The sequence below is a fragment of the Campylobacter sp. CCUG 57310 genome (genome assembly GCF_013201975.1).
Lineage (GTDB): Bacteria > Campylobacterota > Campylobacteria > Campylobacterales > Campylobacteraceae > Campylobacter_A > Campylobacter_A canis.
Genome location: NZ_CP053845.1, coordinates 49,577 through 72,194 on the forward strand (window position 1 = coordinate 49,577; position 22,618 = coordinate 72,194).

Consider the following 22,618-nt stretch of genomic DNA (forward strand, 5'->3'; position numbering starts at 1 on the left):
TAAGCAACCACAAATTTCTTAAAAGGGAGAAAATATGAAGAGAAGAAGTTTTTTAAAACTAAGCGCTTTAGCCGGCGTAAGCCTTCAGGCAAATAGCATGGCAAATGCCTCAAAAACGCTTTTTGATCAAAGAAAAGTGTTTTGTGCAAATAGATTCGGACCATTTTACGCAAACGTAGTAAGCGGTAAAATAACAAGTATAGAGCCATTTGAGGGCGATAGATTTTCAACTACTTTAAATAACGCGATCCCTGATGCCATCCAAAACGAAAGCCGCGTGCTTTACCCTTGCGTAAGAAAGAGCTATCTTGAGAAAAAGGGTCCAAATAAGCCTGAGCTTAGAGGTGAAGAGGAATTTGTAAGAGTTGACTGGGATACGGCTCTTGACCTTGCCGCGAAAGCTTTAAAAGAAAATTTCGATAAATACGGTCCTGAGAGTATTTACGGCGAGTGCTACTGGTGGGGCGGTAGCGGTAAGGTAAGCTGGGGTAGAGCCACAGCTAGAAGGATGCTAACTATCCTTGGCGGATTTGTTTCAGAAGACGGCAACTACTCTTATGGTGCAGGCCACGTCGTAATGCCTCACGTTATCGGTACTATCGAGCCAAACGAAGCTCCAACTCGCTGGGAAGCCATACTAAAATCAGCCAAAACTCTAGTATTTTGGGGAACCGACCCGCTTGTAACAAACGAGATCGGCGTAGGCGTTCCGACACACGAGACATACCGCTACTATACAGCCCTAAAAGAGGCAAACGCAAGCGGCGCTAAGAAAATTTACGCCGTAGATACATACAAAAACAACACTATCAGATATCTAAACTCAGACTTTATCGGCGTAGTTCCAGGCACTGATACAGCGATGATGATAGGCATGTGCCACTATCTATACACAAACAACCTTTATGACGCGGAATTTATCAAAAAATACACAGTCGGCTTTAATAAATTTAAAGATTACTTCATGGGAACAACCGACGGCGTAGTAAAAGATCTTGCTTGGGCAAGCAAAATTTCACGCGTTCCTGTTAAAAAGCTGGAAGAGCTTTGCGTATCTTTAGCTAAAAACGAATCAATCATCCTAAGCGGTTTTGCTATCCAAAGACAAGATCACGGCGAGCAATCATACTGGGCGCTTATCACTCTAGCTTCAATGCTTGGACATATCGGAAAAGAGGGTTGCGGATTTATGGCATGCGACCAAGGACACAAGACAAGTGATGAAACTTACATAGCTCCTGTTCTTAAGGGCTTAAGCTCATTCCCAAGCGAAAAATACACTAAAGCCGATAGCCCATGGGTAAAAAACAAAAACTACATCATGCCAAACAGCCGTATGACAGACGCTCTTTTAAATCCGGGCATGGAGATGGAGAGAAACGGAGCAAAATGGAAGCTTCCTCACATGAGAGTTGCGTTTAGCGCGAGCGGATCGATCTTTACAAGACATCAAGAGATCAACCGCATGGTTGAAGCGTGGAAGAAATTTGACACCGTTATCACCGCAGAGCCTTACTGGACGGGTGGGGCTAAGATGTCGGATATCGTATTCCCGGTGGCGATCGAGCCTGAGAGAAACGATATAGACCAAAGCAACGGCACGGGCGAGTATCTATTTGCTATCAAAAAAGCTGTTGAACCTGCCGGCGAATCAAGAACAGACTTTGAAATTTGTAAAGGAATTTGCAAACGCTGGGGCATGGAAGAGGTCTTTACCGAGGGCAAAACCGAGATGGAATGGGTAAAAGAAATTTATGCCGACGCGATGAGTCAAGCAAAAGGCCTTGGATATGACAAGATGCCTAGCTTTGATGAGTTCTGGGAGAAGGGCTACGTCAAATTTGATAAAAAAGACGACGAGAAAAAATACTTCACCAGATTTGCAAACTTTAGAGAAAATCCAAACAAATTTAGACTCGGCACTCCATCGGGCAAGATCGAAATTTACTCACCTGTTATCGCGAAAATGGGGTATGATGACTGCATGGGACACCCTGCTTGGTTTGAGCCGTTTGAGTGGCTAGGAAACGAAAAAATAGCTAAAAAGTATCCTTTAGCGCTTAACACCCCACACTCACGCTTCCGCCTTCACTCGCAGCTAAACAACTCGGTTGTTAGACACTATACATCCGTAAACGGCAGAGAGCCGATGTATATAAGTAAAAGTGCAGCTGAAAAAAGAGGCATTAAAGACGGCGATATCGTAAGAGTATTTAACGATCGCGGCGAAATTCTAGCGGGTGCAATCGTAAGCGATATAGCGCAAGACGATGTTATCATCATCTGCGAAGGCGCTTGGTACGATCCTGAGGTTTGGGGCAAAAAGAGCCTTTGCCAACACGGTTGTGTAAACGTACTTACAAAAGATAAAGGCACAAGCAAGCTTGCTCAAAGCAACGTCGCTCATACGAACCTAGTTCAAGTTGAGAAGTACAAAGGCGCTATCAGACCTATTAGAGCATTCTCTAAACCAAAAATTCTAAACGCTTAGTTGATTTTAGCGGGGAGGCAACTCCTCGCTTTTATCTTTAATATATACATTTGCATTTCTTTTTGTAAAGTTGATAATAGAAATAGATTTTTAATTAAGAAAAATTAATATATGAGATTAATAAACTATTTTTTATCATGATTAATAAATATAAATTATAAATATCTTGGATGTTTTAATAATAAGCAATGCTAAATATAACTTATATTATATGATAATTATAAATATTAATAAAAAATAATGATTAAAATATAATGTTTTTATCATTTTTAATTTTTAAAATATCGATTTTAACGTATTTTGATACAAATATCACAAAATCATAAGAAATATTAATTTAAATTTGAGTTTTAAAAAAGTATAATTCCGAAATTTTTAACTAAAATTCATAAGGAAGGAGTATGCCGAATTTTATCACTAAAAATTTTTCAAAGCCTCAAGGGGTGTTTGGAGTATTGCTTTTAAACTTTATGAATAGGATGCACAAAAAATCTGAAGCATGGGCGCTATCAAAGATTCAGATTAAAGAGGATATGTGTATTCTTGACGTTGGATGTGGAGGCGGAGCTAATGTGTATAAAATTGCCGATAGATTAAAAGATGGCTGTATATTTGGAGTGGATTACTCTAAAGATTGCGTTTTATGCAGCAAAAAGCTCAATCAAAAAGCTATCAATAAAGGAAAAGTGCGGATCATAGAGGCCTGTGCATCAAATTTACCTTTTGAGGACGAGAAATTTGATATTATAACCGCTTTTGAAACCATATATTTCTGGCCTGATTTAAAGAAGGACTTCAAAGAGATAAGAAGGGTTTTAAAAACCGGCGGGATATTTTGCATACTTACTAAAGCGAGTTTAAAAAGGTCCGGGTGCAAGTGGGAGAAAGCTATGCTAAATAAGCACGTTTATCTATTTGATGAGGTGCTGGATATGTTAAGAGAGGCTAAATTTAGCAGCTATGAGCATATTTTACACGAAAACGGCAAATGGAATTTGTATATAGGCGTTAAGTAGTTTTCTTGCTAACCGCAGCTGAATTTGTAAGAATATCGTGCAAATTTAGCCTATCTTTTCTGAAAAAACACAGGCAAATTCCAATCAAACTAAAACCCGCTAAAACAAAGCATACATAGCGAACAAACGCGTGAAATAATCCTAACTTTTGCCCGTTTTTCAAATTCACAAGATAGATGCCTTGGCTTTTATAGCCCGGGGTTTGCGCTTTGATGCTTTGAAAAAGGCAGATGATAACTCCAAATAAAAAATTCGTGATAAATATCGCTAGCTGGTTGTTTTGAAACTCGTTTTTGCCGTCTAAAACAGCATAAGTCGTGATATAAAGAATTGGCATAAGTATGAAAAAAACATCGGTTATAAAGGCCTTTATCCGCGAAGGCACACTTGCGATGATTGCTTTTTGCTTTGCCAAATTTACTCCTGTTTTGATATTAAATTTGCTCTACTAGGAGCAGGATAAATTTAAATTATCCCTGCTTAAATCCGCTAAAATTTGTTAATTTCCTCTGCTGCCCGGCTTTATGGCTATGCTGCCATCCTTGCATAGTGGGCAGTTTTGCGGTTCGTAAATTTCAAATTCAAAATTTCCAAGCGCAAAGATCGGAAGATCACTTGGCAGCTTGCAGCTTGGTTTACGCTCGTTTTTTAAATTTGTTAGCGGACAAAAGCCTCTGTTTGCAATTGCAGCAAAGGCAACCACCTCTCCGCCAAGATCCCTGATAATATTTGCCGCCTCAAGCGCAGAGCCGCCGGTAGTGATGATATCTTCGCAGATGATGAATTTCTCGCCCTCATGCACTTCAAAGCCGCGGCGCAGAGTCATCACTCTATCAACTCTTTCGGTAAATATAAACCTCTTTTTTGCCGCGCGAGCAAGCTCATATCCTGCTAAAATTCCACCTATTGCAGGCGAGCATACGGTGTCAAACTTAACCCCCGCTTCAGATATAACGCGAGCTAGTTCATCGGCTAGTTTGCCTGCTATCATTGGATTTTCAAGCACTTTGGCACTTTGAAGATAAAACTGTGAGTGGTTACCGCTAGTTAGTAGAAAATGCCCCTTAAGATAAGCACCCGCCTCTTTGTAAATTTGCTCTAAATTCATACTTTAGCCTTTTAAATTTTTAAGTTTATCTTAGCACGCAAGCGCTTAAGCTACTCTTTTTCTAAGAAGAAAGCAGGCGTTGCTCTAAGTAGCGTATATCCTTGACTTGGACTCACTTTAAGCTCAAGCCAGTCTATCACAAGTACTCCTTTATCTGTGTATATCACAAGCATATCGTCTGCAAGCTGATTTATAATTTCGTAAGAATAAACAGTGTAAAAATCAAGCCCTCGCTTCTCAAATACGCGCTTGATATGATCGTTCATGTTGATTGATACGATTTTTTGATCATCTTTAAAAATTTCTATGAAGCCTTGCTCTTGCAATGCCTCTCTTTCGTAGTTTAAGCTATCTACTATCAAGTTTTTATATCCCGATAGTGCAATCTGAGTGCTACTTAGCTTTAAGCTTCTATACTCGGTTGCCTCTTTGGCGGACTTTGGCAAGTAGCCATAATGCGTTAGTTCGTCAAGTAAATTTTCATTGTTTGGCAAAGAGTAGTTGTTGTCTAGGTTTTTGATCGCATACGCCATATCGGCTAGTTTGATCTTGTCATTTGAGCTTAAATTTGAGATGTCTATCTTTTTTACTTCACCGTTTTGGTCGGTTAAATTTAACTCGTTTAGATAAGAGTGTAGCCTTGAAATTTGCGAATTTAGGGAAATTTCTCTGGCGTCTATAACAAAAAATGTTATTAAGATCAGACTCACGCTTATAACGGCACAAATTCTATAAGAAAATAGCCTTTTAACCATCATTAGTATGTAGATTATCGTTGCTAGGGTAGCTGCTGCGATGAGATAAATTCTGCTTGGAGTTAGACCATATGTATCCGTTCGCTCTAAAATTCCAACCCATAAAAGTATGAGAGTAGCTGAGCCTAGATAGGCAAAAAATTTATAAAAATTTGAGATTTTACTTGTTTTAAGAGTATTCCTTGAGCCTAAATTTAGCACACTATCTAAGGCTGTTAGGATAAATCCCGCAAGCAGATAAATAAGCACGATAATCGCTACTCCACCCTTTGGTAGGCCACTTATAAAGGCGATATTTGCCATATAAAGATAAAGTATGCCTGTGTAGATGATAAGAGTGGGTGTTAGGATGAAATTTAAAATGTTTTTTAAAAGTTGGTTTGAATCCCTAAAATAAAATTTATCCTCAAAAAGCAGAAATAAAAACGGCACGAGTGCGATAAAATTTGCCACATGAAAGTTGACCAAAAAATTTACTCTATACAAATCGGTATCAAAAAAGTAGTCAAATGCCGCAATTATCAAGCTTATAATGATGGCTAGTAGTGCAAATATACCAAACGCCAAGGCTAAATTTAAAATTTTGCTTATCGCATTTTTGATAAATCCTTCGTCGTCTTTTGCAAATTTATCAGCCAAAAGCGCAATCGCCGCTATAGTATAAACAGCCCAAAATTTTTCATTATGGAAATAAAAATCACTTTTATACTCTAGGGCATAAACAAGAAAAGAGCCGATTATCGGCACTAAAATAGAGAATTTGTAAGCAAATTTATTGTACTTGCTTAGATAGATGACAACTAGATAAAGTGGCGAAAATAGCCAGTATTCAAAGTTTGCTTCTAAAAATTTATACGGCAAAAACAAAGCAGCGAGCGCAAACCCAAAAGCTGTTAAAATTTCGATCTTGTGAGATGAGATAGTAGGTTTGATTTGTTGCAAGACAGGTAAAAGCGCACTCATCACTCTCCTTTGTAAATTTCGGCTAAATTTGCAAGCTAGAGATTACGGCTTGTTTAGAGTGACAAGCCGTAAATTTGGGCTTAAACTTTAAGTAGTTCAGCCTCTTTTTCTTTTACTAAAGTATCAATTTTATTGGTGTATGAATCGGTAATTTTTTGCACTTCGTCTTGAGCTTTCTTGCTCTCGTCCTCGGTGATTGATTTGTCTTTTTCAAGTTTTTTTACATCATCGTTAGCGTCTTTTCTTATGTTTCTAACGCTTACTTTTGCCTTTTCGCCCATGGCTTTTGCATGCTTTGCATTTTCTTGTCGTTGCTCAACCGTCATAGGAGGGAAAAATAGCTTCACACTCTCGCCGTCGTTGTTTGGCGTTACGCCTATATTTGCCGCAGAGATCGCTGCCGTGATAGTTTTTAGCATTGATTTTTCCCACGGAGTTATGCTGATAGTGCTTGCGTCGCTTGTTAGTACGGTTGCAACTTGATTTAGCGGAGTTTGACTTCCGTAATAATCAACAAAGATGTTATCAACTATGCTTATGTTTACTTTGCCCGTGCGAAGAGTTGAAAAGTCGCGCTTAAGACCGTCTATGCATCTGTCGCAAGACTCTTTTTGTTTGTTATAAATTTCATTCAGCATTTATATCCTTTACTAGAATTTTTGTTGTCGTTTTGCCGTTTACTTTTAGGCTCATTCTTACTTTGTATCTGTCGATAGGCTCTTTAAATTTAACATTCATAGTGCCGTCTTCGAGCTTTACTTTTTTAGTTCCTCTGCCTGTGACTGAAAGATATCCAAATGACGCATTTTCGTCGGTTTTAATTATAACTTCACCTATTTTATTATTTTTTGGGTAGTCTTTTGGCATTATCCATTCGGCTTTTAGAAATTTGATTGCAAGCGCAGATTTTAGATTAGTTTCGTTTACAAGGGGAGTTCGATCAAGCTCAAGCAAGTCGCTACCTTTGCCGACTGCGCTTGAATTTTGAGCTAGTAAAACTTCAAGCCCGTATTCTACAGATAGATTTCTTATTTTATCATTGTATTCTCCGTACGGATAAGCAAAATACTTTGGCTTATAGCCCATGTGCTTTTCAAAAATTCTAATACCGTCTTCAAAATCATGTTTTAATCTATCGTCACTTAGCCCTATCATATGCAAGTGTCCGTAGGAGTGATAGCCGATTTCGCCGTATTTTGCCGCCTCTTTGATCTGCTCAAAGGTCATGAAATCGCCATATTTTTTGGCACTTGCTTCAACGTAAACCATCAAAGCAAATGGATATCCGTACTCGATAAATATCGGAAGTCCGTTTTCATAAAAGCTCTTATATCCGTCATCTACCGTTAAAACTACCCATTTATCCGGAATTTCCTCGTCGTTTTTAAGAGCATTTACCAGTTTTGAAAGAGGCACCACCTCATATCCGTTATTTTTGAAAAACTCAAATTGCTCTCTTAAATTTTCATTAGAGATATTTGTGCTTGGGTGTCTTGGATCGTTAAATCTATGATAGTTAAATATGTGCGCATCAGCCCAAAGAGAAACGCTTGCAAGCAAAAACGCCAAGCAAAATTTCAAACAGATATTTTTAACCACTTTTTTCTCGCAAATTTATTTAGTCGGTGCTATAGGTGCAGCAGGAGCACTTGGTGCGACAGGCGCGGCTGGAGTTGCGCTAGGAGCCGGAACTGTGATGTTTTTCGTATCTACGCTATCAATTAGCGATTTTTTTGTTTGAGTGTTGTAAGTGTAACCTAAGGCAAGCGTGTTTAAGATGAAAATAACGCCGACTACAAAGGTAAATTTAGCCAAAAATCCCGCAGGCCCTTTTGCGCCAAATAAGCTTTCGTTACTTCCGCTGTATGCGCCAAGTCCGATTGAAGAGCTCTTTTGAAGCAAGACGGCTACGGTTAAAATTGCCGCTAAAACGAATTGTAAAACCAAAAAGAATGAACTCACAAAAAATCCTTTAAATTTGAAAATAATTAGTAGCGATTATACTAAAAAAGTTTTAAAAATTCTCTAAATTTCTTTTTCGATTTCGTAAAGATCGTATCTGATAGATTTGAAAATTTCCGAATTTGTAGCATCGATAAGCTTAAAGCATTCCTCTAAAACCCTTGCACTCTCTTGTGCGCGTTTTAAATTTGCTATTTGTAGATCCGCTAAATTTGCTCTATCAAATTCGCTTTTTACGCTTGGTTTTAGCACATCGTTTTTAGCGTCTCGAAATTTTATAAATTCGCTTGAGTCGATTTTGGCTTTGTGTCTGAGTGTTTTGATTTTAGAAGAGAGGACAAAGTCGTCAAAGACATATCTTCTGATGTCCTCAACGACTCTTAAACCCTCTTTGAGTCTATTTAAATTTGCGTCAATTACTCTGTAAATACGCTCATTTAAATCGCCGCTCATTTTACTCTCTATTTAGAATTCCTAAAATTTGAAGCAGTGAAGTAAATAGATTTACAAAGTCAAGATATAGTGCAACCGCTCCTTCTATCGGAGTTTCGTAGTTGCCGCGAATGATATTTTGCGTATCATAAAGGATATACGCACTAAATAAAATCGCGCTTACGCTTGAGATAACAAGCTGAAAAATCGGGCTTTTGAAAAATAGATTCATAATAGCCGCTACTATCACTACGATAAGCGTGATGAAGAGCATTTTGCCCATAGCTGTAAAATCTCTTTTTGTATTCATCGCAAACACGCTTAATGCACCGAATGCAACAGTCGTAAGCGTAAATGCTTGAGCCACTATGCTAGCGCCGCCAGGCATTGCTAAAACCGAAGCTAGAAGCGGAGTAAGCGTAAGACCGCTAACAAACGTAAATGCAAAAAGCAATACTAAATTTAATCCCGCTTTGCGTTTAGCCGCCATAAGACCGAATAAAAGCCCCAGTTCAACTACGACAAGACCGATGAATAGAGGTAAATTTCCTATAAACATATGCGCTATGCCAAGACCGACATATGCTCCAACGCTTGCTGCTAGAAGTGAAGCGGCAAACAGCTGGTAAGTCTGCTTGATAAACGTGCTAAGCGAGCTTTGCGAATACTCTCTCGCCAACTCTTGTTCGTGTGAGTTTGCATAATTTCTATTGTATAAACTCATCAATTCTCCTTATGTAATTTTTTATAAATTTATCCAAAAAATAGTAAATAAAGTATAAAAGATTTTTTAAAACCACCAAAAAATGTTATTTCACAAGCCGTTAACCAACCTTGAGAGCGTTTTTGATATAATTTTAAAAAATAAAATTTCGGAGTAGCGATGGAGGCACTTTTAGACGGCGCTGTTAAATTCATGGAAGAGGGCTTTTTAGAGCACAAAGAGCTGTTTGAAAGTCTTGGACAAAAGCAAATTCCACATACTCTTTTTGTAGGCTGTATCGACTCGCGAGTGGTGCCGAATTTGATCACAAATACAATGCCCGGCGATCTTGTCGTGGTGCGAAATATTGCAAATATAATTCCTCCTTACAGAACCAGTCAGGAGTATCTGGCTACGACTTCGGCGATCGAGTACGCCTTGCAAACGCTAAATGTCGAAAACGTAATCATCTGCGGACACAGCAACTGCGGAGGATGTGCGGCGCTTTATCTTGACGAGAGTAAATTTAAAAATACGCCAAACGTTAAAAGATGGCTAAATTTGCTTGATCCGATTAAAAAGAGAGTCGAAGGGTTTTTGCCTGATCCTAAAGATAGCGCAAGGAGAGAGTGGCTAACAGAGAGATTAAACGTCATAAATTCTTATGAAAATTTGCTTACTTATCCTGATGTAAAAGCAAAATTTAGAGACGGAAGTCTTAAAATTTATGTGTGGCACTATATCATAGAAACGGGCGAAATTTATAACTATAACGTAGTTTCAAAGAGTTTTAGATTACTTGGAGTTGATAGATGAAAAAGATGATTTTGGCTATTTTTAGTTTTATTATCCTGCCTTTAAATTTAATAGCAGTAGAGCTTGATGATGTCGATATAGTCGTTATCGTAAGGCAAATTGACAAGATAAATAATCAAATAGCCTTAGTAAAGGCTCAAGCAACCGATAAAAACGAAACCGCCGATGCAAATAGTCTTTTTAAAGGAATTTTGATAAAGAAAAATCAGCTTTTGGATCAAATTCCGTCATTGCTTATGCAGACTAAATTTAGCCAAGAGGAGCTGGATAAATTTCAAAGAGAAAAATCGCTACTTGAAGCCAAGGTAAAAAAGCTCAAAAATAACTCAAACAAACGCTCTTATATACAAAGTGCCGTTGGGTTGGTTAAAATGAATATAGATGAAATTTTTTATAGTTCGGTTTTAAACTTTGAAAAGCTGTTTAAAGAGCGTGCTAAAACTGCCAAGATAAGAACGGCTATTGAAGAGGCTTTGCTAAATTTGCAAACCAGCGTTTATGCAAGCACTAAAGAGATAAAAGATATCGCCGGAGTTGAGATTGTAGAGGAGTCGTCAAGCCTTTTTGAAGGGATAAGTTTACATCAAAAAACTTTTGAGGAAATTTTGATATACCTTAAAGATAATGCTGAACTAATAACGTCAAATTATGTATTTTCGGAACTAAATTTAAAAACGGCGATAGATTTTGTGAATGATAAAATCCCTTTTAGTCTTAAGGGAGTTAATTTTGGCAAGATAGTGATTATACTTTTTGTATTTTTGTTTTTTATATCATTTACGAGAATTTTATCCAAGATCACTTCGGCTCTCTTGCTGAAGCTTTTTTTTAAGGGCAATCAAGCTGCCGCAACAGAAGATAAAATCATAAACATCATCAAAAGACCGATGCTGTTTATACTGGCTCTTTACGCTTTTGATATCTGCGCATCGATAGTTTATTATCCGCTTGCGGTACCGTTAAAATTTGCTAACTATTTGTCCGTTGTTTTTATAATCGCTTTTACTTGGCTTATCTTAAGCGTTTTGAGTGGATACGGCATAGTCTTTATCAGCGAGATAACTAAAAAAAGCGGACGCAAAGAGGTTATAAATCTGATTCTTAAGATAATTTATTTTATCATCGTCGTAATAGCGCTTTTGGCCATACTAAGCCGCCTTGGCTTTAACGTAAGTGCGATCATAGCATCTCTTGGTATCGGCGGTCTTGCAGTTGCTTTGGCGGCTAAAGACATACTTGCGAATTTCTTCGCTTCGGTCATGCTTTTGTTTGACAATTCGTTTTCGCAAGGCGACTGGATAGTGTGCGGAGACATCGAAGGAACGGTGGTTGAGATAGGGCTTAGAAAAACGACTGTGAGAACATTTGACAATGCGCTTATCTTTGTGCCGAATTTAAAACTGGCTAGCGATCCTATTAGAAATTGGAATAGACGCCGTTTGGGTAGGCGAATAAGGATGAACGTGGGGCTTGAATACGGCGCGACTTCCGCTCAGGTGAAAAAATGTGCAGATGATATAAGAAATATGCTTTTAAGCCATCCGGATATAGCAAAACCTGAAGATCTTGGCTCAAACAGCATTCATAGCTCTTTGCTGTATAGGCAAAATATGGTTTCGATTGACGATTTGGCAGGGTACAAGACGAATTTATTTGTAGTGGTCGACGAATTTGCCGATAGCAGTATAAATATCATGATATATTGCTTTTCAAAAAGCATTATTTGGGGTGAATTTTTAGCGGTTAAGCAAGATGTGATGTTAAAAATCATGGATATAGTCGAGGCGAACGGACTTAGCTTTGCGTTCCCTAGCCAAAGCGTATATCTTGAAAATTTAAAAGACATAGATAAAACATTAAAGGAGTTATCATGATGGGTGATGAATTTGAATACGAAGATGAAGAGATAGAAGACTATGCCGAATACGACGACGAGAGCGACACTAACGGCTATAATTACAACTACGACGAAAACGACTATAGCTATGAATACGAAGATGAAGAAGATAGCTACGAGATGTAGCTTGAGGTTTGTCTTTGCCTAATTTAACCGCTTTAAATTTTATCGTTTAAAAGGCTAAATTTATGCTTGCAGTAGAGTTTAAATTTATGCCTTTTTCTTTATATCAATAACTTTAAAATTTCCTGTAAATTTTTAAATCGCTTAATGTCTGCACTAAATTTTACTTATATAAATTTGCTAATAATCTTTGCTTTAATATCATAAAAAGATAAGAGAGAAGGGGGTGGTAGGTCGGATATATTTTCCGACCTAGTAAATTTTAATTTCCATACATCAAATTTGGAAGCCAGAGTGAAATTTCCGGAATGTATGTGATGAGTATAAGCCCTATAAATAGTGTAAGCGTCCAAGGCAAGCAAGCCATGATGACATCTTTTAGATTCATACCAGTTAGTCCGCTTGCGACAAATAGATTAAGCCCAACAGGCGGCGTGATCATGCCTATCTCCATGTTTACGATCAGCACGATACCAAAGTGGATCGGATCTATGCCAAGTTGAAGCGCGATAGGAAGCAACAGCGGAACCATGATCATAACCACGCTTGAAGGCTCCATAAACTGACCCATGATGAAAAGGATAATGTTTACGAAGATTAAAAATCCGATTTTGCCGATATTTGCACCAAGTATAGCGTCTGCTATGGCTTGTGGAATTTGCTCGCTTGTAAGCAAGTAGGCAAACACAACCGCGTTTGTGATGATGAAAAATATCATCGCTGTAGTCATCGCAGAGTCAAGGCAGATACTCCAAAGATCTTTTATCTTAATATCCCTATAAACAAAAAGTGAGATAAACAGCGCATATACGGCACTTGCAGCCGCAGCTTCGGTAGGAGTAAAGATTCCTCCGTAAATTCCGCCGATTACGACAACTATGATAAGTAGAGCCCAAAACGCTTTGCTAAATTTTTTGATTCTCTCACCCATAGGCTCAGGAGTGCCCGCTGTAAATCCAAGTCTCTTTGCTCCAAAGTAGGTTTGCGCTAGCATCATACTTCCAAGAAGCATACCCGGGATAACACCAGCCATAAATAGCTTGCCGATACTTACTTCAGCCGTTACACCATAAACGATCATAACGACTGAAGGCGGGATGAGGATTCCCAAAGAGCCGGCAGTTGCGATACCGCCAACCGCGTAAGAAGGTGGGTAACCTGCCTCTTTTATCGCAGCAAACATAATGGAGCCGATAGCAACAACCGTAGCAGGAGAGCTTCCGCTAACTGCGGCAAAAATTATACAAGCAAATATCGCACTCATAGGAAGTCCGCCGGGGAGGTGTCCTACCATAGACTTTGCAAAGTCGATAATTCTTCTAGCCGAGCCACCCTTGCTTAGCAAATTTCCTGCCAAGATAAACATAGGAATCGCCATTAGAGAGAATTTGTTGATACCGTCAAATATAAGCTGAGGTATAGTTGCTACATCAAGATCGGTAAAAAACAGCATCGTAAGAACAGTGCTTGCTCCAAGAGAGATAGCTACGGGAACGCCGATAAGCATAAGTCCAAATAGACATATAAATAAAAATGCTATAGTCATGTTGTGTCCTTATTTCTTAACAACTGAGTCGTGTATCATCTCTGCCTCGGCATTTCTGATAACTTTGTCCGCAGGAGTCTTTGATATCTCTATGATCTTTTCACCTGCTCTATAGCTGGCTCCTAAGAATGCTATAGGAAGCACTAGCATAGGTATCCACTGGGGCATATTTAGATCCACACTCATAAATTCAAGCTCGTGTAAAATTTGTAGATACTGAATGCTGTAAACCACTATAAAAATCAAAAAAGCGGTCGTTAAAACGCTTGAAAATATAAGATACATCTTTGCCAGTTGAGGAGGAAATTTCTCTATAAGAATAGTAACTGATATATGTATGCCCTTTTTAAACCCGTATGCCGCTGCAAAAAAAGCAGACCATATAAATAGATAATTAGTAGCCTCTCCCGCCCAGGAAAAGCCACTATTAAACACATATCGCATTACGACGTTAACGAAGGCAAGCAGCGTCCCCGCTACTATGCCTACCACGGCTATCGTCTTGTTTACAGAAGCGATGCCGATATCTAAAATTTCAAAGAATCTCTGCATTACAAGAGCCTATTTTGTATTTATAGTTTTTTCGATTAGGTCTTGTCCTATGACTTTATAGAAATTCGGATAAATTCCTTTCATAACCTCCGCCCATTTAGCCTTTTGAGCTTCATCAAGCTTTAAAATCTCAAGTTTTTTAGTTTCGCTTGCGTATTTTTCAAGCATCTCAACTATGTGCGCATCTTCTTTGGCGGTTTCTTCGCGCTCATAAGCAGTAGCCTCTGTCATTGCCTGATTTACGTGTTTTTTCATATCTTCAGGTAGGCTCTTCCAGAATTTCTCGCTGATTACTACTAGATATCCCAAGTATCCGTGAGATGAAAGAGTAAGTGAGCTTTGAACCTCATGGAATTTTGAGTTATAGAAGTTTGAAAGCGGGTTTTCTGTCGCATCTACAACTCTTTGTTGAAGTGCTGAATAAACTTCTGAAAACGGCAATACTTGCGGGTTTCCGCCAACTACTTTAAACTGCTCTTCAAGAACTTTTGAGCTTTGGATTCTAAATTTCTGTCCGCTTGCGTCTGTTGGTTCAACGATAGCTTTTTTGCTTGAGCTAAAATGCTTAAATCCCGCATCCCAGTAATCAAGCGCTACAAAGCCTTTTTTTGAAACTAGATCTTTTAAAGCTTTGCCGACTTCACCGTCTTGAACTTTGTGAAGGTGTGCTTCATCTTTGAATATAAACGGTAGGTCAAACAGCTGAAACTGCGGAACTATAGGCGTAAATTTAGAAAAGCTTGGAGCCGCCATTTGAACGTTGCCTAGTTTAAGTGCGCCAAATACACGGTCATCATCGATTAGCTGAGCCGAAGGGAAAACTTGAACTTTGATAGCTCCCTTGCTAAGCTCTTCAACGCGTTTGGCAAAGAAGTCCGCCGCCTTACCTTTTGGGGTTGTAGGGGCTACAACGTGAGCAAATTTTATAGTATAAACTTTTTGAGCTGCAAAAGCGCTGCCCGCAAGCGCACAAGTTAAGAAAAGTGCGGAGAGAAGTTTAAGTTTCATTTTGAATCCTTAGTGTAAAATTTGATTCACTACAAATTATTTATAGCTAAGTGAGATTATAAAATACAAAAATTACATTTTGGCAATTTTGTTTCGATAATTCCCAAAAATTTATTTTAATATGAGTAAAAATGTAACAAAAATCTTTTATAGAACGATTACAAGCTTTAAATTTAATATTTAAAATTTATTAAAATTTTAGAAAAGTGTTACAAAAATACACTAAAAACGAAACTTAGAAAATAATACTAATTTTATCCTATTAACAATTTAATTACTTTTTTATCTTATAATTCGTTCAAATTTCATTATAAAAAAGGAGATAGACCATGTTTAATCTTAGAAAATTACCATTTGATCCCGCATCAAACGCAATCGTTAGCAGCGACACCTGTAGCTACCACTACGGCAAGCACCACCAAGCTTATGTTACAAATTTAAATAACCTTGTAAAAGGCACAGAATTTGAAAAAGCCGGGCTTTATGATATCTTGATGAAAAGCTCAGGCGGTATCTTTAACAACGCCGCGCAGGTTTATAATCACGACTTTTATTGGGATTGCATTGCGCGCAAAAGCGAAATGAGCGCAGAGCTTAAAGCTCGCCTTGAAAAAGATATCCCAAATTTCAAAGAGGAGTTTTTAAAAGCCGCTACGACGCTATTTGGTTCAGGCTGGGCGTGGTTGGTTTATAATCCAAACTCAGACAAGCTTGAGATAGTTCAGACTTCAAACGCCGCAACACCTCCTACGACAGGTCTTGTGCCGCTTCTTGTTGTGGACGTTTGGGAGCATGCTTACTATATCGATCATAAAAACGCTCGCCCTGCGTATTTGGAGAGATTTTATGAAAATATCAACTGGGACTTCGTCTCCGTAGCTTACGAGTGGGCTCTTAAAGAGGGTCTTGGCTCCGTTAAATTTTACATTAATGACATCCATCCTGCAACTTGCGGAAGCGGTTGCGGCTGCAGATAATTATTTAAAAGCCCCAAAAGGGGCTTTTAACTACTTTTAAATTTTTCTATTTTCAAAATCCGTTTTTAAAACTTTGCTATTATTTGCTTTGAAATTCACACAAGGCTATAAATTTGTTTAAAGATATAAAAGATAGATTAAATTCCGTTAAAGACTCCCCTTTTGTCGCTCTTCTTAGCTATGATACTCCGGAACTTGATATAGTTTGCTCGCCTGAGGAATTGCATAAATTCGGTATCAAATTTAAACTAAATGCCAAAAATGATAATAAAATCAAATACGAACTGCAAAAATTTCCGATAGAATTTGGCGAGTATAAAGCCAGATTTGACAAAGTATCGTCTTATCTTAAAAGCGGCGAGATCAGTCTTTTGAATTTGTGTTTTAGGACTAGGATAAAGACAAATTTAAACATGGATGAAATTTACGCTCACGCAAACGCAAAAGCGCTCATTTACAAAAAAGATGACTTTATATGTTTTACGCCCGAGCCTTTTATAAGGATTGAAAACGGACGTATCGACACCTATCCGATGAAGGGAACTATCGATGCTAGTTTGCCAAACGCAAGAGAAATTTTGCTAAATGACGAAAAAGAAATTAGCGAGCAAAGAGCGATGGTAAAGCTTATGCAAGATGAGCTTTCAGGTATCTGCGATGAGGTTAGGCTTGAGAAATTTCGCTTTATCGAGCAGGTTGGATCACTTTATCAGACAAGTTCGCATATCAGCGCTAAACTGCGCGAAAATTTGGGCTTTGGAGATGTGTTTGAAGCGCTTTTGCCGGCCGGTTCTATCGCCGGAGCTCCAAAGCAAAAAGCGCTTGATGTGATCAAAGAGTGCGAGTTAAACCCGCGCGGATTTTATACGGGAATTTTTATCTATTTTGACGGGCGAGTTTTGCAAAGCTTTGTGCTTATAAGATTTGTAAAATGCGAAAATGACGAGCTTTATTTTTATAGCGGTGGCGGAATTACTGCTCAAAGTGAAGCTAAAAGGGAGTATAATGAACTCTTGGCAAAAGCCAATTTTCCTATTTGAAACGATTAAAATTTTGGGCTTTACGCCGCAGAATTTAAAATTTCACGAGCGCCGCATTAGTGATTCACTTGAGAGCGCAAAAGCAAAATTTGATCTAAATAAGCTTTTAAATTCGCCGTTTGACGGAGTCGTTAGAGCAAAAGTGATTTATGATGCAAGAGGAAATCTTGTCGATACGAAGTATTTTCCTTATGAAATGCGCGAATTTAGAGAATTTAAACTTGTTGATATTGCATTTGACTACTCTAAAAAGTTTCTTGATCGAAGCGATATCGATACTGCAAAGGGTAAATTTGAAGAGATTATCATGATAAAAAATAACTTTGCAACCGATACAAGTATCGCAAATTTAGCGATTTTTGAAGATGGCTGGATAACGCCTAAAGCCCCGCTTTTAAAAGGAACTACAAGAGCAAGACTGCTTGAAGAAGGCTTTTTAAAAGAAGATGATATAAGCGTGCAAAGGCTTTTAAATGCTAAAAAATTTGCCGTGATGAACGCTATGATAGGGTTTTGCGAGGTTAAAGAGTTTAAATTTATACTTTGATAAAATTTGAGCGTTTTGGTGCACTTTTGCCATTAAAATTTAATAGCAAATAAATTTAATTAATTCTCAATCAAATTAAACAAAAGACACATCTATAAAAACTTAAAATAATATAAATTTACTTTTTTATGCTAATCTTGTGCAATATTTTTAAAAAGGACAAGAAATGAAAAAAATTCTAATTTCATCTTTGACTGCTGTTGCTCTTTTGAGCGGTTGTGCTTATATGACGCCAAAACAAGAGGCTCCTGCCGCGAAAGTTATAGAGGTCAAAACTATTGATTTTCAAGGCGTAAAAGATAAAAAATATAAAGCCACTTTGATATCTGCTGATGATTTTGAAACAGCTGTTTTAACAGATACTAAAGGCAATAAATTTAAGTTAAAAGCTGCACCTGCAGGAAGCGGAACAAGACTAATAAGCGATGATGGAGCAGAGATACACTTCAAAAAAGGCGAGGCTGTAATGGTTCCTGCAAAAGGTCAAAAAGAGGTATTTTTAAAATATAACGAAGAGTAAAATTATGGGGCTATAAGGCCCCTTTCTTCAAAATTTACTTTTATCCCTCCCCAAAACTCAAACCAAAAACAATTATCTTACAAACAAAACGACATGATTAATCACTATTTCAGCCGATTAATTGCTTCGTTTGATTATATAGGTTTCACCAAGTTTTGATTTAAGAGATGTAAATATCAAGACATAAAAAAAGACATAGATAAATTAAATTGTCGGCTGTAAATTTTTACTAAAAGACTCGTGTAGTAAAATGACTTGATTTGGAATTTGAAACTGGGCTACAGGCGATTTATGGGCTAAATTTAAGAAAATTTGCCAAATATATTTAAAAATAAATATTAATATTTATTTTTAAGATTAAATAGGAGCATAATTGTCAAATTTTGCTATAAATAAGTTATAATTTAATAAAAATTTAAAGCTTAAAAAATTGTCATTTTTATATTATAAATGATAATCTGTTATCAAAAATAAAATAAATTTCATCTCCAATATTAAAGTTTAAGCCAGATTTTCTTATACTTTCAATTTAATTAAATTCTAGCATACAAATTCGGTGTAAAAAAGGGTGATTATGAAGCAAATTCTAAAGCGCGACGGCACAAGGCAAGAGTACCTTCCTTATAAAATTCAAGATGCGATCAAAAAGGCTTTTGAGAGCGAAAGTAAGGAGTATGACGATAAAATTTTCGCCTATGTGATGCAAGATGTCGCGCAAAAGGATTTGATCACCGTTGAAGATGTGCAAGACTACATCGAAAAAGCCCTTTTTGAAGCAGGACACTTTGACGTCATGAAGAGTTTCATGCTTTATCGCCATACGCATAAAATGCAGCGCGAGCAAATTTTAGGGCTTAATGAAGACACCACTTACATAAATTCAACCCAAACGATAAATGAGTATATAAATGGCACGGATTGGCGAATTTCGGCTAATTCAAACACAAGTTATTCAAACGCAGGACTTATAAACAACACCGCAGGCAAGGTCATCGCAAACTACTGGCTTGACGCGATTTACTCAAAAGAAGAGGGCATAGCACATAGAAACGGCGATTATCACATCCACGACCTAGACTGCCTTACGGGGTATTGTGCCGGCTGGTCGCTTAGAGCGCTTCTTAATGAAGGCTTTAACGGCGTTCGTGGCAGGGTCGAAAGTCGCGCGCCAAAGCACTTTCGCGAAGCTCTTAGTCAGATGGCAAATTTCTTAGGAATTTTACAAAGCGAATGGGCGGGAGCGCAAGCGTTTAGCAGTTTTGACACCTATCTTGCACCTTATGTTTTTAAAGATAAATTAAGCGATACAGAGATAAAAAAGGCGATTACAAGCTTTATTTTTAATCTAAACGTTCCTGCCAGATGGGGTCAAAGTCCATTTACTAACGTTACTATAGATATCACTTGTCCAAGCGATCTAAAGGATCAAATTCCAACTTCAACCGACATACATCTATTTTCAAATTTGGATGATGAGGAGCTTAACAAGCTTGCAAAAGAGCGCGGATTTAATAAACTTACGGATATGACTTACGGGGCGTTTGAGCCTGAAATGGCGCGTATCGATAAGGCGTTTTATGAAATTTTAACCACGGGTGACAAGTGCTCGCAGCCCTTTACCTTCCCGATCCCTACGGTAAATATCACGGAGGATTTTAACTGGGATAGCGAAGTGGCTCAAATTTTGTTTGAGAATACTGCGAAAATGGGCTCAAGCTACTTTCAAAATTTCATCGGTTCTCAGTATAAATTTGATGAAAACGGCAATCGCGTTCCAAACGAAAGCGCTTATAAGCCAGGACACGTTCGCTCGATGTGCTGTCGCTTGCAGCTTGATCTAAGAGAGCTTTTAAAGCGTGGCGGAGGGCTATTTGGAAGTGCCGAGATGACGGGCTCAATAGGCGTAGTTACTATAAATTTAGCGCGCCTCGGGTATCTTTATAAAGGCGATAAAAAGGGGCTTTATACAAGGCTTGAGTATCTGCTAAATTTAGCCAAATCAACCCTTGAAAAGAAGCGCAAATTTATCCAAGAGATGTATGATCGCGGACTTTATCCATACACGGCTCGCTATTTAAAGCACTTTAACAACCACTTTAGCACTATCGGTATTAACGGAATGAACGAGCTTTTAAGAAATTTTACAAACGATAAAGAGGATGTTTCTACGGAATTCGGACGAGAATTTGCACTTGAGATGGTTGATTATCTGCGCTCTAAAATTAGGCAGTTTCAAGAGAGCACGGGAAATCTTTATAACCTTGAAGCAACTCCTGCGGAAGGCACTACATACCGCTTTGCCAAAGAAGACAAGAAGCGCTATCCTGATATCTTGCAAGCGGGCATGGGTGAAAATATCTACTACACCAACTCAACTCAGCTTCCTGCAAATTTCACAGATGATGCTTTCGAGGCACTTGATCTGCAAGATGAGCTTCAAAGCGCTTACACGGGCGGAACGGTCTTTCACCTTTATATGAAGGAGCGCATCAGCTCGCCTGAAGCGTGCAAGGATCTGGTGCGCGGCATCGTAAATAACTACCGCTTGCCGTATATCACCATCACGCCTGTCTTTAGCGTCTGCTCAAAGCATGGATATATCGCGGGCGAGCATGAGTATTGTCCGATTTGTGACGAGGAGTTGATGAGGCAACTTCAAAAGGCTTAAATTTCTAAAATTTATGCTTTTGTTTATGCTAAATTTGAGCCTTTCAAGCGAACCAAAATTGCTTTTATAAGTGATATTTAACGATAAAATAAAATTTTAAGAATTATCTGGCACAATTCGTCTAAATTTTCATGGAGTAAGTCGTGTCAAATCACTATGATGTTTTGGTTGTGGGCGGAGGAATTTCAGGGACGGCTCTATTTTACGAGCTTGCACGTTATACGGATATAGAGCGTATGGCGCTTTTAGAGAAGTATCCCGCTTGTGCGACTCTAAATTCAAAAGGCACGAGCAACTCGCAGACTATTCACTGCGGCGACATAGAGACTAATTATACTTTCCAAAAAGCAAAAACCGTCAAAAAATCAGCCGATATGATCGTAAGATACGGCCTTATGCACGGCTATGAAAACAAATTTATGTTTGCTCATCAAAAAATGGTTATCGCAGTAGGTGAGATGGAATGTGAAGCGATAAAAGACAGGTTTGATAAATTTAAAGAGCTTTATACTTCGCTTGAAATTTTCGATAAAGAAATGCTAAAGAAAATCGAGCCTTTGGTAGTGCAAGGTATGGACGGAGATGACCGAAAAGAGCGGATCTTAGCCATGGGAGTAACCGGCGGCGAGTATACGACTGTTGATTTTGAGCGGATGTCAAATAGTCTTATAAAGCACGCAAAAGAAGAAAACAAGACCACCGATGTGTTTTTTGACGCTTGGGTGAGCAGTATCAAAAATCAAGGCGACAGGTATCTGGTTCAAACTCGCGACGGACGCAAATTTAGCGCAAATTACGTGGTTGTAAATGCCGGTGCGCATTCGCTTTATCTTGCTCACATGATGGGACTTGGGCTTGAATTTAGCTGTTTGCCTATCGCGGGAAGCTTTTACATGAGCAAAAAGCGGCTGTTAAGAGGCAAGGTATATACCGTGCAAAATCCAAAACTCCCATTTGCCGCTATCCACGGCGACCCTGATATCCTAGCCGATGGGCTTACGAGATTTGGTCCTACTGCTCTTGTGCTGCCTAAACTTGAGCGCTACCGAGGAAATTCGACGGTTGTTGATTTTGTAAGAAGCTTGCGACTTGACTCAAGTGTGATGAGTGTGCTTACGGGGCTTTTTAAAGATGGCGATATAAGAGAGTATGTGATGAGAAATTTCGCCTATGAAGTGCCTATGATAAATAAAATTTTATTTGTAAAAGCGGCAAGAAAGATCGTGCCTTCGCTTAAAAGCGATGATGTTTATTATGCTAGAAATTTTGGCGGAGTTCGCCCGCAGGTGATCGATAAAAAGAGCAAAGAGCTGATGCTTGGAGAGGCTAGTATAAACACAGGCGATGGGATTATCTTTAATATGACGCCAAGCCCGGGAGCTACAAGTTGTCTGGCAAATGCCTGTAGAGACGCTAAAAGAGTGTGCGAATTTTTAGGCAATAAATTTGACGAGGATAGATTTAACTTTGAGCTTGTAGGCTAAATTTGAAGCG

The 22,618-nt window shown here is 38.4% G+C and carries 22 protein-coding genes; 11 read left to right on the plus strand and 11 right to left on the minus strand.

Translation table 11 applies throughout. From position 1 onward, the window contains the following. Positions 1 to 34: 34 nt before the first annotated feature. Both CORI_RS00355 and CORI_RS00360 read left to right on the plus strand, forming a co-directional pair. Positions 35 to 2,491, plus strand: a complete 2,457-nt coding sequence (locus CORI_RS00355; RefSeq protein ID WP_173030343.1) for a molybdopterin-dependent oxidoreductase — start codon at positions 35 to 37, stop codon at positions 2,489 to 2,491. Positions 2,492 to 2,892: 401 nt separating this feature from the next. After that, positions 2,893 to 3,507, plus strand: coding sequence for a class I SAM-dependent methyltransferase (locus CORI_RS00360; protein ID WP_173030344.1), 615 nt, complete (start codon positions 2,893 to 2,895; stop codon positions 3,505 to 3,507). Here the strand turns inward: CORI_RS00360 and CORI_RS00365 are convergent. From CORI_RS00365 to CORI_RS00400, 8 genes are all read right to left on the minus strand, one after another. Beyond that, a complete protein-coding gene (locus CORI_RS00365; protein WP_173030345.1) occupies positions 3,500 to 3,922 on the minus strand; it encodes an RDD family protein in 423 nt (140 codons plus the stop codon). The genes CORI_RS00360 and CORI_RS00365 overlap by 8 nt on opposite strands. Before the next feature lie 84 nt (positions 3,923 to 4,006). Beyond that, entirely contained in the window at positions 4,007 to 4,615 is a 609-nt protein-coding gene (gene pyrE / locus CORI_RS00370) for an orotate phosphoribosyltransferase (RefSeq protein ID WP_173030346.1), read from the minus strand. A gap of 50 nt (positions 4,616 to 4,665) precedes the next feature. Further along, a complete protein-coding gene (locus CORI_RS00375; protein WP_173030347.1) occupies positions 4,666 to 6,333 on the minus strand; it encodes a DUF4153 domain-containing protein in 1,668 nt (555 codons plus the stop codon). 80 nt (positions 6,334 to 6,413) lie between these two features. After that, positions 6,414 to 6,971, minus strand: a complete 558-nt coding sequence (gene frr / locus CORI_RS00380; RefSeq protein WP_173030348.1) for a ribosome recycling factor — start codon at positions 6,969 to 6,971, stop codon at positions 6,414 to 6,416. Continuing rightward, positions 6,961 to 7,932 carry a polysaccharide deacetylase family protein gene (locus tag CORI_RS00385; RefSeq protein WP_254064935.1) on the minus strand — a complete coding sequence of 324 codons (972 nt, stop codon included), beginning with the start codon at positions 7,930 to 7,932 and terminating at the stop codon, positions 6,961 to 6,963. The genes frr and CORI_RS00385 overlap by 11 nt, the downstream gene beginning before the upstream one ends. 15 nt (positions 7,933 to 7,947) lie before the next feature. Then, entirely contained in the window at positions 7,948 to 8,295 is a 348-nt protein-coding gene (gene secG, locus CORI_RS00390; protein WP_173030349.1) for a preprotein translocase subunit SecG, read from the minus strand. 63 nt (positions 8,296 to 8,358) lie between these two features. Beyond that, positions 8,359 to 8,748, minus strand: a complete 390-nt coding sequence (locus tag CORI_RS00395; RefSeq protein WP_173030350.1) for a thiamine-phosphate pyrophosphorylase — start codon at positions 8,746 to 8,748, stop codon at positions 8,359 to 8,361. 1 nt (position 8,749) lies between these two features. Continuing rightward, positions 8,750 to 9,451, minus strand: a complete 702-nt coding sequence (locus CORI_RS00400; protein ID WP_169943120.1) for a Bax inhibitor-1/YccA family protein — start codon at positions 9,449 to 9,451, stop codon at positions 8,750 to 8,752. Positions 9,452 to 9,610: 159 nt separating this feature from the next. On the opposite strand from CORI_RS00400, the gene CORI_RS00405 reads away from it, so the two are divergent. Genes CORI_RS00405 through CORI_RS00415 form a run of 3 tightly spaced genes read left to right on the plus strand, consistent with a single transcriptional unit; the run spans position 9,611 to position 12,269 of the window. After that, positions 9,611 to 10,246 carry a carbonic anhydrase gene (locus CORI_RS00405; protein ID WP_169975711.1) on the plus strand — a complete coding sequence of 212 codons (636 nt, stop codon included), beginning with the start codon at positions 9,611 to 9,613 and terminating at the stop codon, positions 10,244 to 10,246. After that, the gene (locus CORI_RS00410) at positions 10,243 to 12,120 is read left to right on the plus strand and encodes a mechanosensitive ion channel family protein (RefSeq protein WP_173030351.1); all 1,878 of its coding nucleotides are present in this window, start codon (positions 10,243 to 10,245) and stop codon (positions 12,118 to 12,120) included. The genes CORI_RS00405 and CORI_RS00410 overlap by 4 nt, the downstream gene beginning before the upstream one ends. Beyond that, entirely contained in the window at positions 12,117 to 12,269 is a 153-nt protein-coding gene (locus CORI_RS00415; RefSeq protein ID WP_173030301.1) for a hypothetical protein, read from the plus strand. The genes CORI_RS00410 and CORI_RS00415 overlap by 4 nt, the downstream gene beginning before the upstream one ends. Positions 12,270 to 12,528: 259 nt before the next feature. On the opposite strand, the gene CORI_RS00420 is transcribed toward CORI_RS00415, so the two are convergent. The 3 genes from CORI_RS00420 to CORI_RS00430 are packed head-to-tail and all read right to left on the minus strand — an operon-like array spanning position 12,529 to position 15,372. Next, entirely contained in the window at positions 12,529 to 13,812 is a 1,284-nt protein-coding gene (locus tag CORI_RS00420; protein WP_173030352.1) for a TRAP transporter large permease, read from the minus strand. A gap of 9 nt (positions 13,813 to 13,821) precedes the next feature. Beyond that, positions 13,822 to 14,364, minus strand: coding sequence for a TRAP transporter small permease (locus CORI_RS00425; RefSeq protein WP_173030353.1), 543 nt, complete (start codon positions 14,362 to 14,364; stop codon positions 13,822 to 13,824). A 9-nt stretch (positions 14,365 to 14,373) separates the two neighbouring features. Next, positions 14,374 to 15,372: a DctP family TRAP transporter solute-binding subunit gene (locus CORI_RS00430; protein ID WP_173030354.1), complete on the minus strand. Its 999-nt coding sequence runs from the start codon at positions 15,370 to 15,372 to the stop codon at positions 14,374 to 14,376. Positions 15,373 to 15,701: 329 nt separating this feature from the next. Between CORI_RS00430 and sodB the strand changes: the two genes are divergently transcribed. The 6 genes from sodB (at position 15,702) to CORI_RS00460 (ending at position 22,608) form a co-directional block, all read left to right on the plus strand. Beyond that, positions 15,702 to 16,349: a superoxide dismutase [Fe] gene (gene sodB, locus CORI_RS00435; protein ID WP_169943168.1), complete on the plus strand. Its 648-nt coding sequence runs from the start codon at positions 15,702 to 15,704 to the stop codon at positions 16,347 to 16,349. A gap of 113 nt (positions 16,350 to 16,462) precedes the next feature. Further along, on the plus strand, positions 16,463 to 17,389 hold the full coding sequence (locus CORI_RS00440; protein WP_173030355.1) for an aminodeoxychorismate synthase component I: 927 nt from the start codon (positions 16,463 to 16,465) through the stop codon (positions 17,387 to 17,389). Beyond that, a complete protein-coding gene (locus CORI_RS00445; RefSeq protein ID WP_173030356.1) occupies positions 17,355 to 17,936 on the plus strand; it encodes an aminotransferase class IV in 582 nt (193 codons plus the stop codon). The genes CORI_RS00440 and CORI_RS00445 overlap by 35 nt, the downstream gene beginning before the upstream one ends. A 166-nt stretch (positions 17,937 to 18,102) precedes the next feature. After that, on the plus strand, positions 18,103 to 18,456 hold the full coding sequence (locus CORI_RS00450) for a hypothetical protein (RefSeq protein ID WP_173030357.1): 354 nt from the start codon (positions 18,103 to 18,105) through the stop codon (positions 18,454 to 18,456). A gap of 574 nt (positions 18,457 to 19,030) precedes the next feature. Then, positions 19,031 to 21,124: a ribonucleoside triphosphate reductase gene (locus CORI_RS00455; RefSeq protein ID WP_173030358.1), complete on the plus strand. Its 2,094-nt coding sequence runs from the start codon at positions 19,031 to 19,033 to the stop codon at positions 21,122 to 21,124. Positions 21,125 to 21,267: 143 nt separating this feature from the next. After that, a complete protein-coding gene (locus CORI_RS00460; protein WP_173030359.1) occupies positions 21,268 to 22,608 on the plus strand; it encodes an FAD-dependent oxidoreductase in 1,341 nt (446 codons plus the stop codon). Positions 22,609 to 22,618 lie beyond the last annotated feature (10 nt).

Bases quoted from the DNA above. Each gene is read 5' to 3' on its own strand.
- CORI_RS00355 (WP_173030343.1), top strand. From the start codon at position 35: ATGAAGAGAAGAAGTTTTTTAAAACTAAGCGCTTTAGCCGGCGTAAGC.
- CORI_RS00360 (WP_173030344.1), top strand. From the start codon at position 2,893: ATGCCGAATTTTATCACTAAAAATTTTTCAAAGCCTCAAGGGGTGTTT.
- pyrE (WP_173030346.1), bottom strand. From the start codon at position 4,615: ATGAATTTAGAGCAAATTTACAAAGAGGCGGGTGCTTATCTTAAGGGG.
- CORI_RS00375 (WP_173030347.1), bottom strand. From the start codon at position 6,333: ATGAGTGCGCTTTTACCTGTCTTGCAACAAATCAAACCTACTATCTCA.
- frr (WP_173030348.1), bottom strand. From the start codon at position 6,971: ATGCTGAATGAAATTTATAACAAACAAAAAGAGTCTTGCGACAGATGC.
- CORI_RS00395 (WP_173030350.1), bottom strand. From the start codon at position 8,748: ATGAGCGGCGATTTAAATGAGCGTATTTACAGAGTAATTGACGCAAAT.
- CORI_RS00400 (WP_169943120.1), bottom strand. From the start codon at position 9,451: ATGAGTTTATACAATAGAAATTATGCAAACTCACACGAACAAGAGTTG.
- CORI_RS00405 (WP_169975711.1), top strand. From the start codon at position 9,611: ATGGAGGCACTTTTAGACGGCGCTGTTAAATTCATGGAAGAGGGCTTT.
- CORI_RS00410 (WP_173030351.1), top strand. From the start codon at position 10,243: ATGAAAAAGATGATTTTGGCTATTTTTAGTTTTATTATCCTGCCTTTA.
- CORI_RS00415 (WP_173030301.1), top strand. From the start codon at position 12,117: ATGATGGGTGATGAATTTGAATACGAAGATGAAGAGATAGAAGACTAT.
- CORI_RS00420 (WP_173030352.1), bottom strand. From the start codon at position 13,812: ATGACTATAGCATTTTTATTTATATGTCTATTTGGACTTATGCTTATC.
- CORI_RS00425 (WP_173030353.1), bottom strand. From the start codon at position 14,364: ATGCAGAGATTCTTTGAAATTTTAGATATCGGCATCGCTTCTGTAAAC.
- CORI_RS00430 (WP_173030354.1), bottom strand. From the start codon at position 15,372: ATGAAACTTAAACTTCTCTCCGCACTTTTCTTAACTTGTGCGCTTGCG.
- sodB (WP_169943168.1), top strand. From the start codon at position 15,702: ATGTTTAATCTTAGAAAATTACCATTTGATCCCGCATCAAACGCAATC.
- CORI_RS00445 (WP_173030356.1), top strand. From the start codon at position 17,355: ATGAACTCTTGGCAAAAGCCAATTTTCCTATTTGAAACGATTAAAATT.
- CORI_RS00450 (WP_173030357.1), top strand. From the start codon at position 18,103: ATGAAAAAAATTCTAATTTCATCTTTGACTGCTGTTGCTCTTTTGAGC.
- CORI_RS00455 (WP_173030358.1), top strand. From the start codon at position 19,031: ATGAAGCAAATTCTAAAGCGCGACGGCACAAGGCAAGAGTACCTTCCT.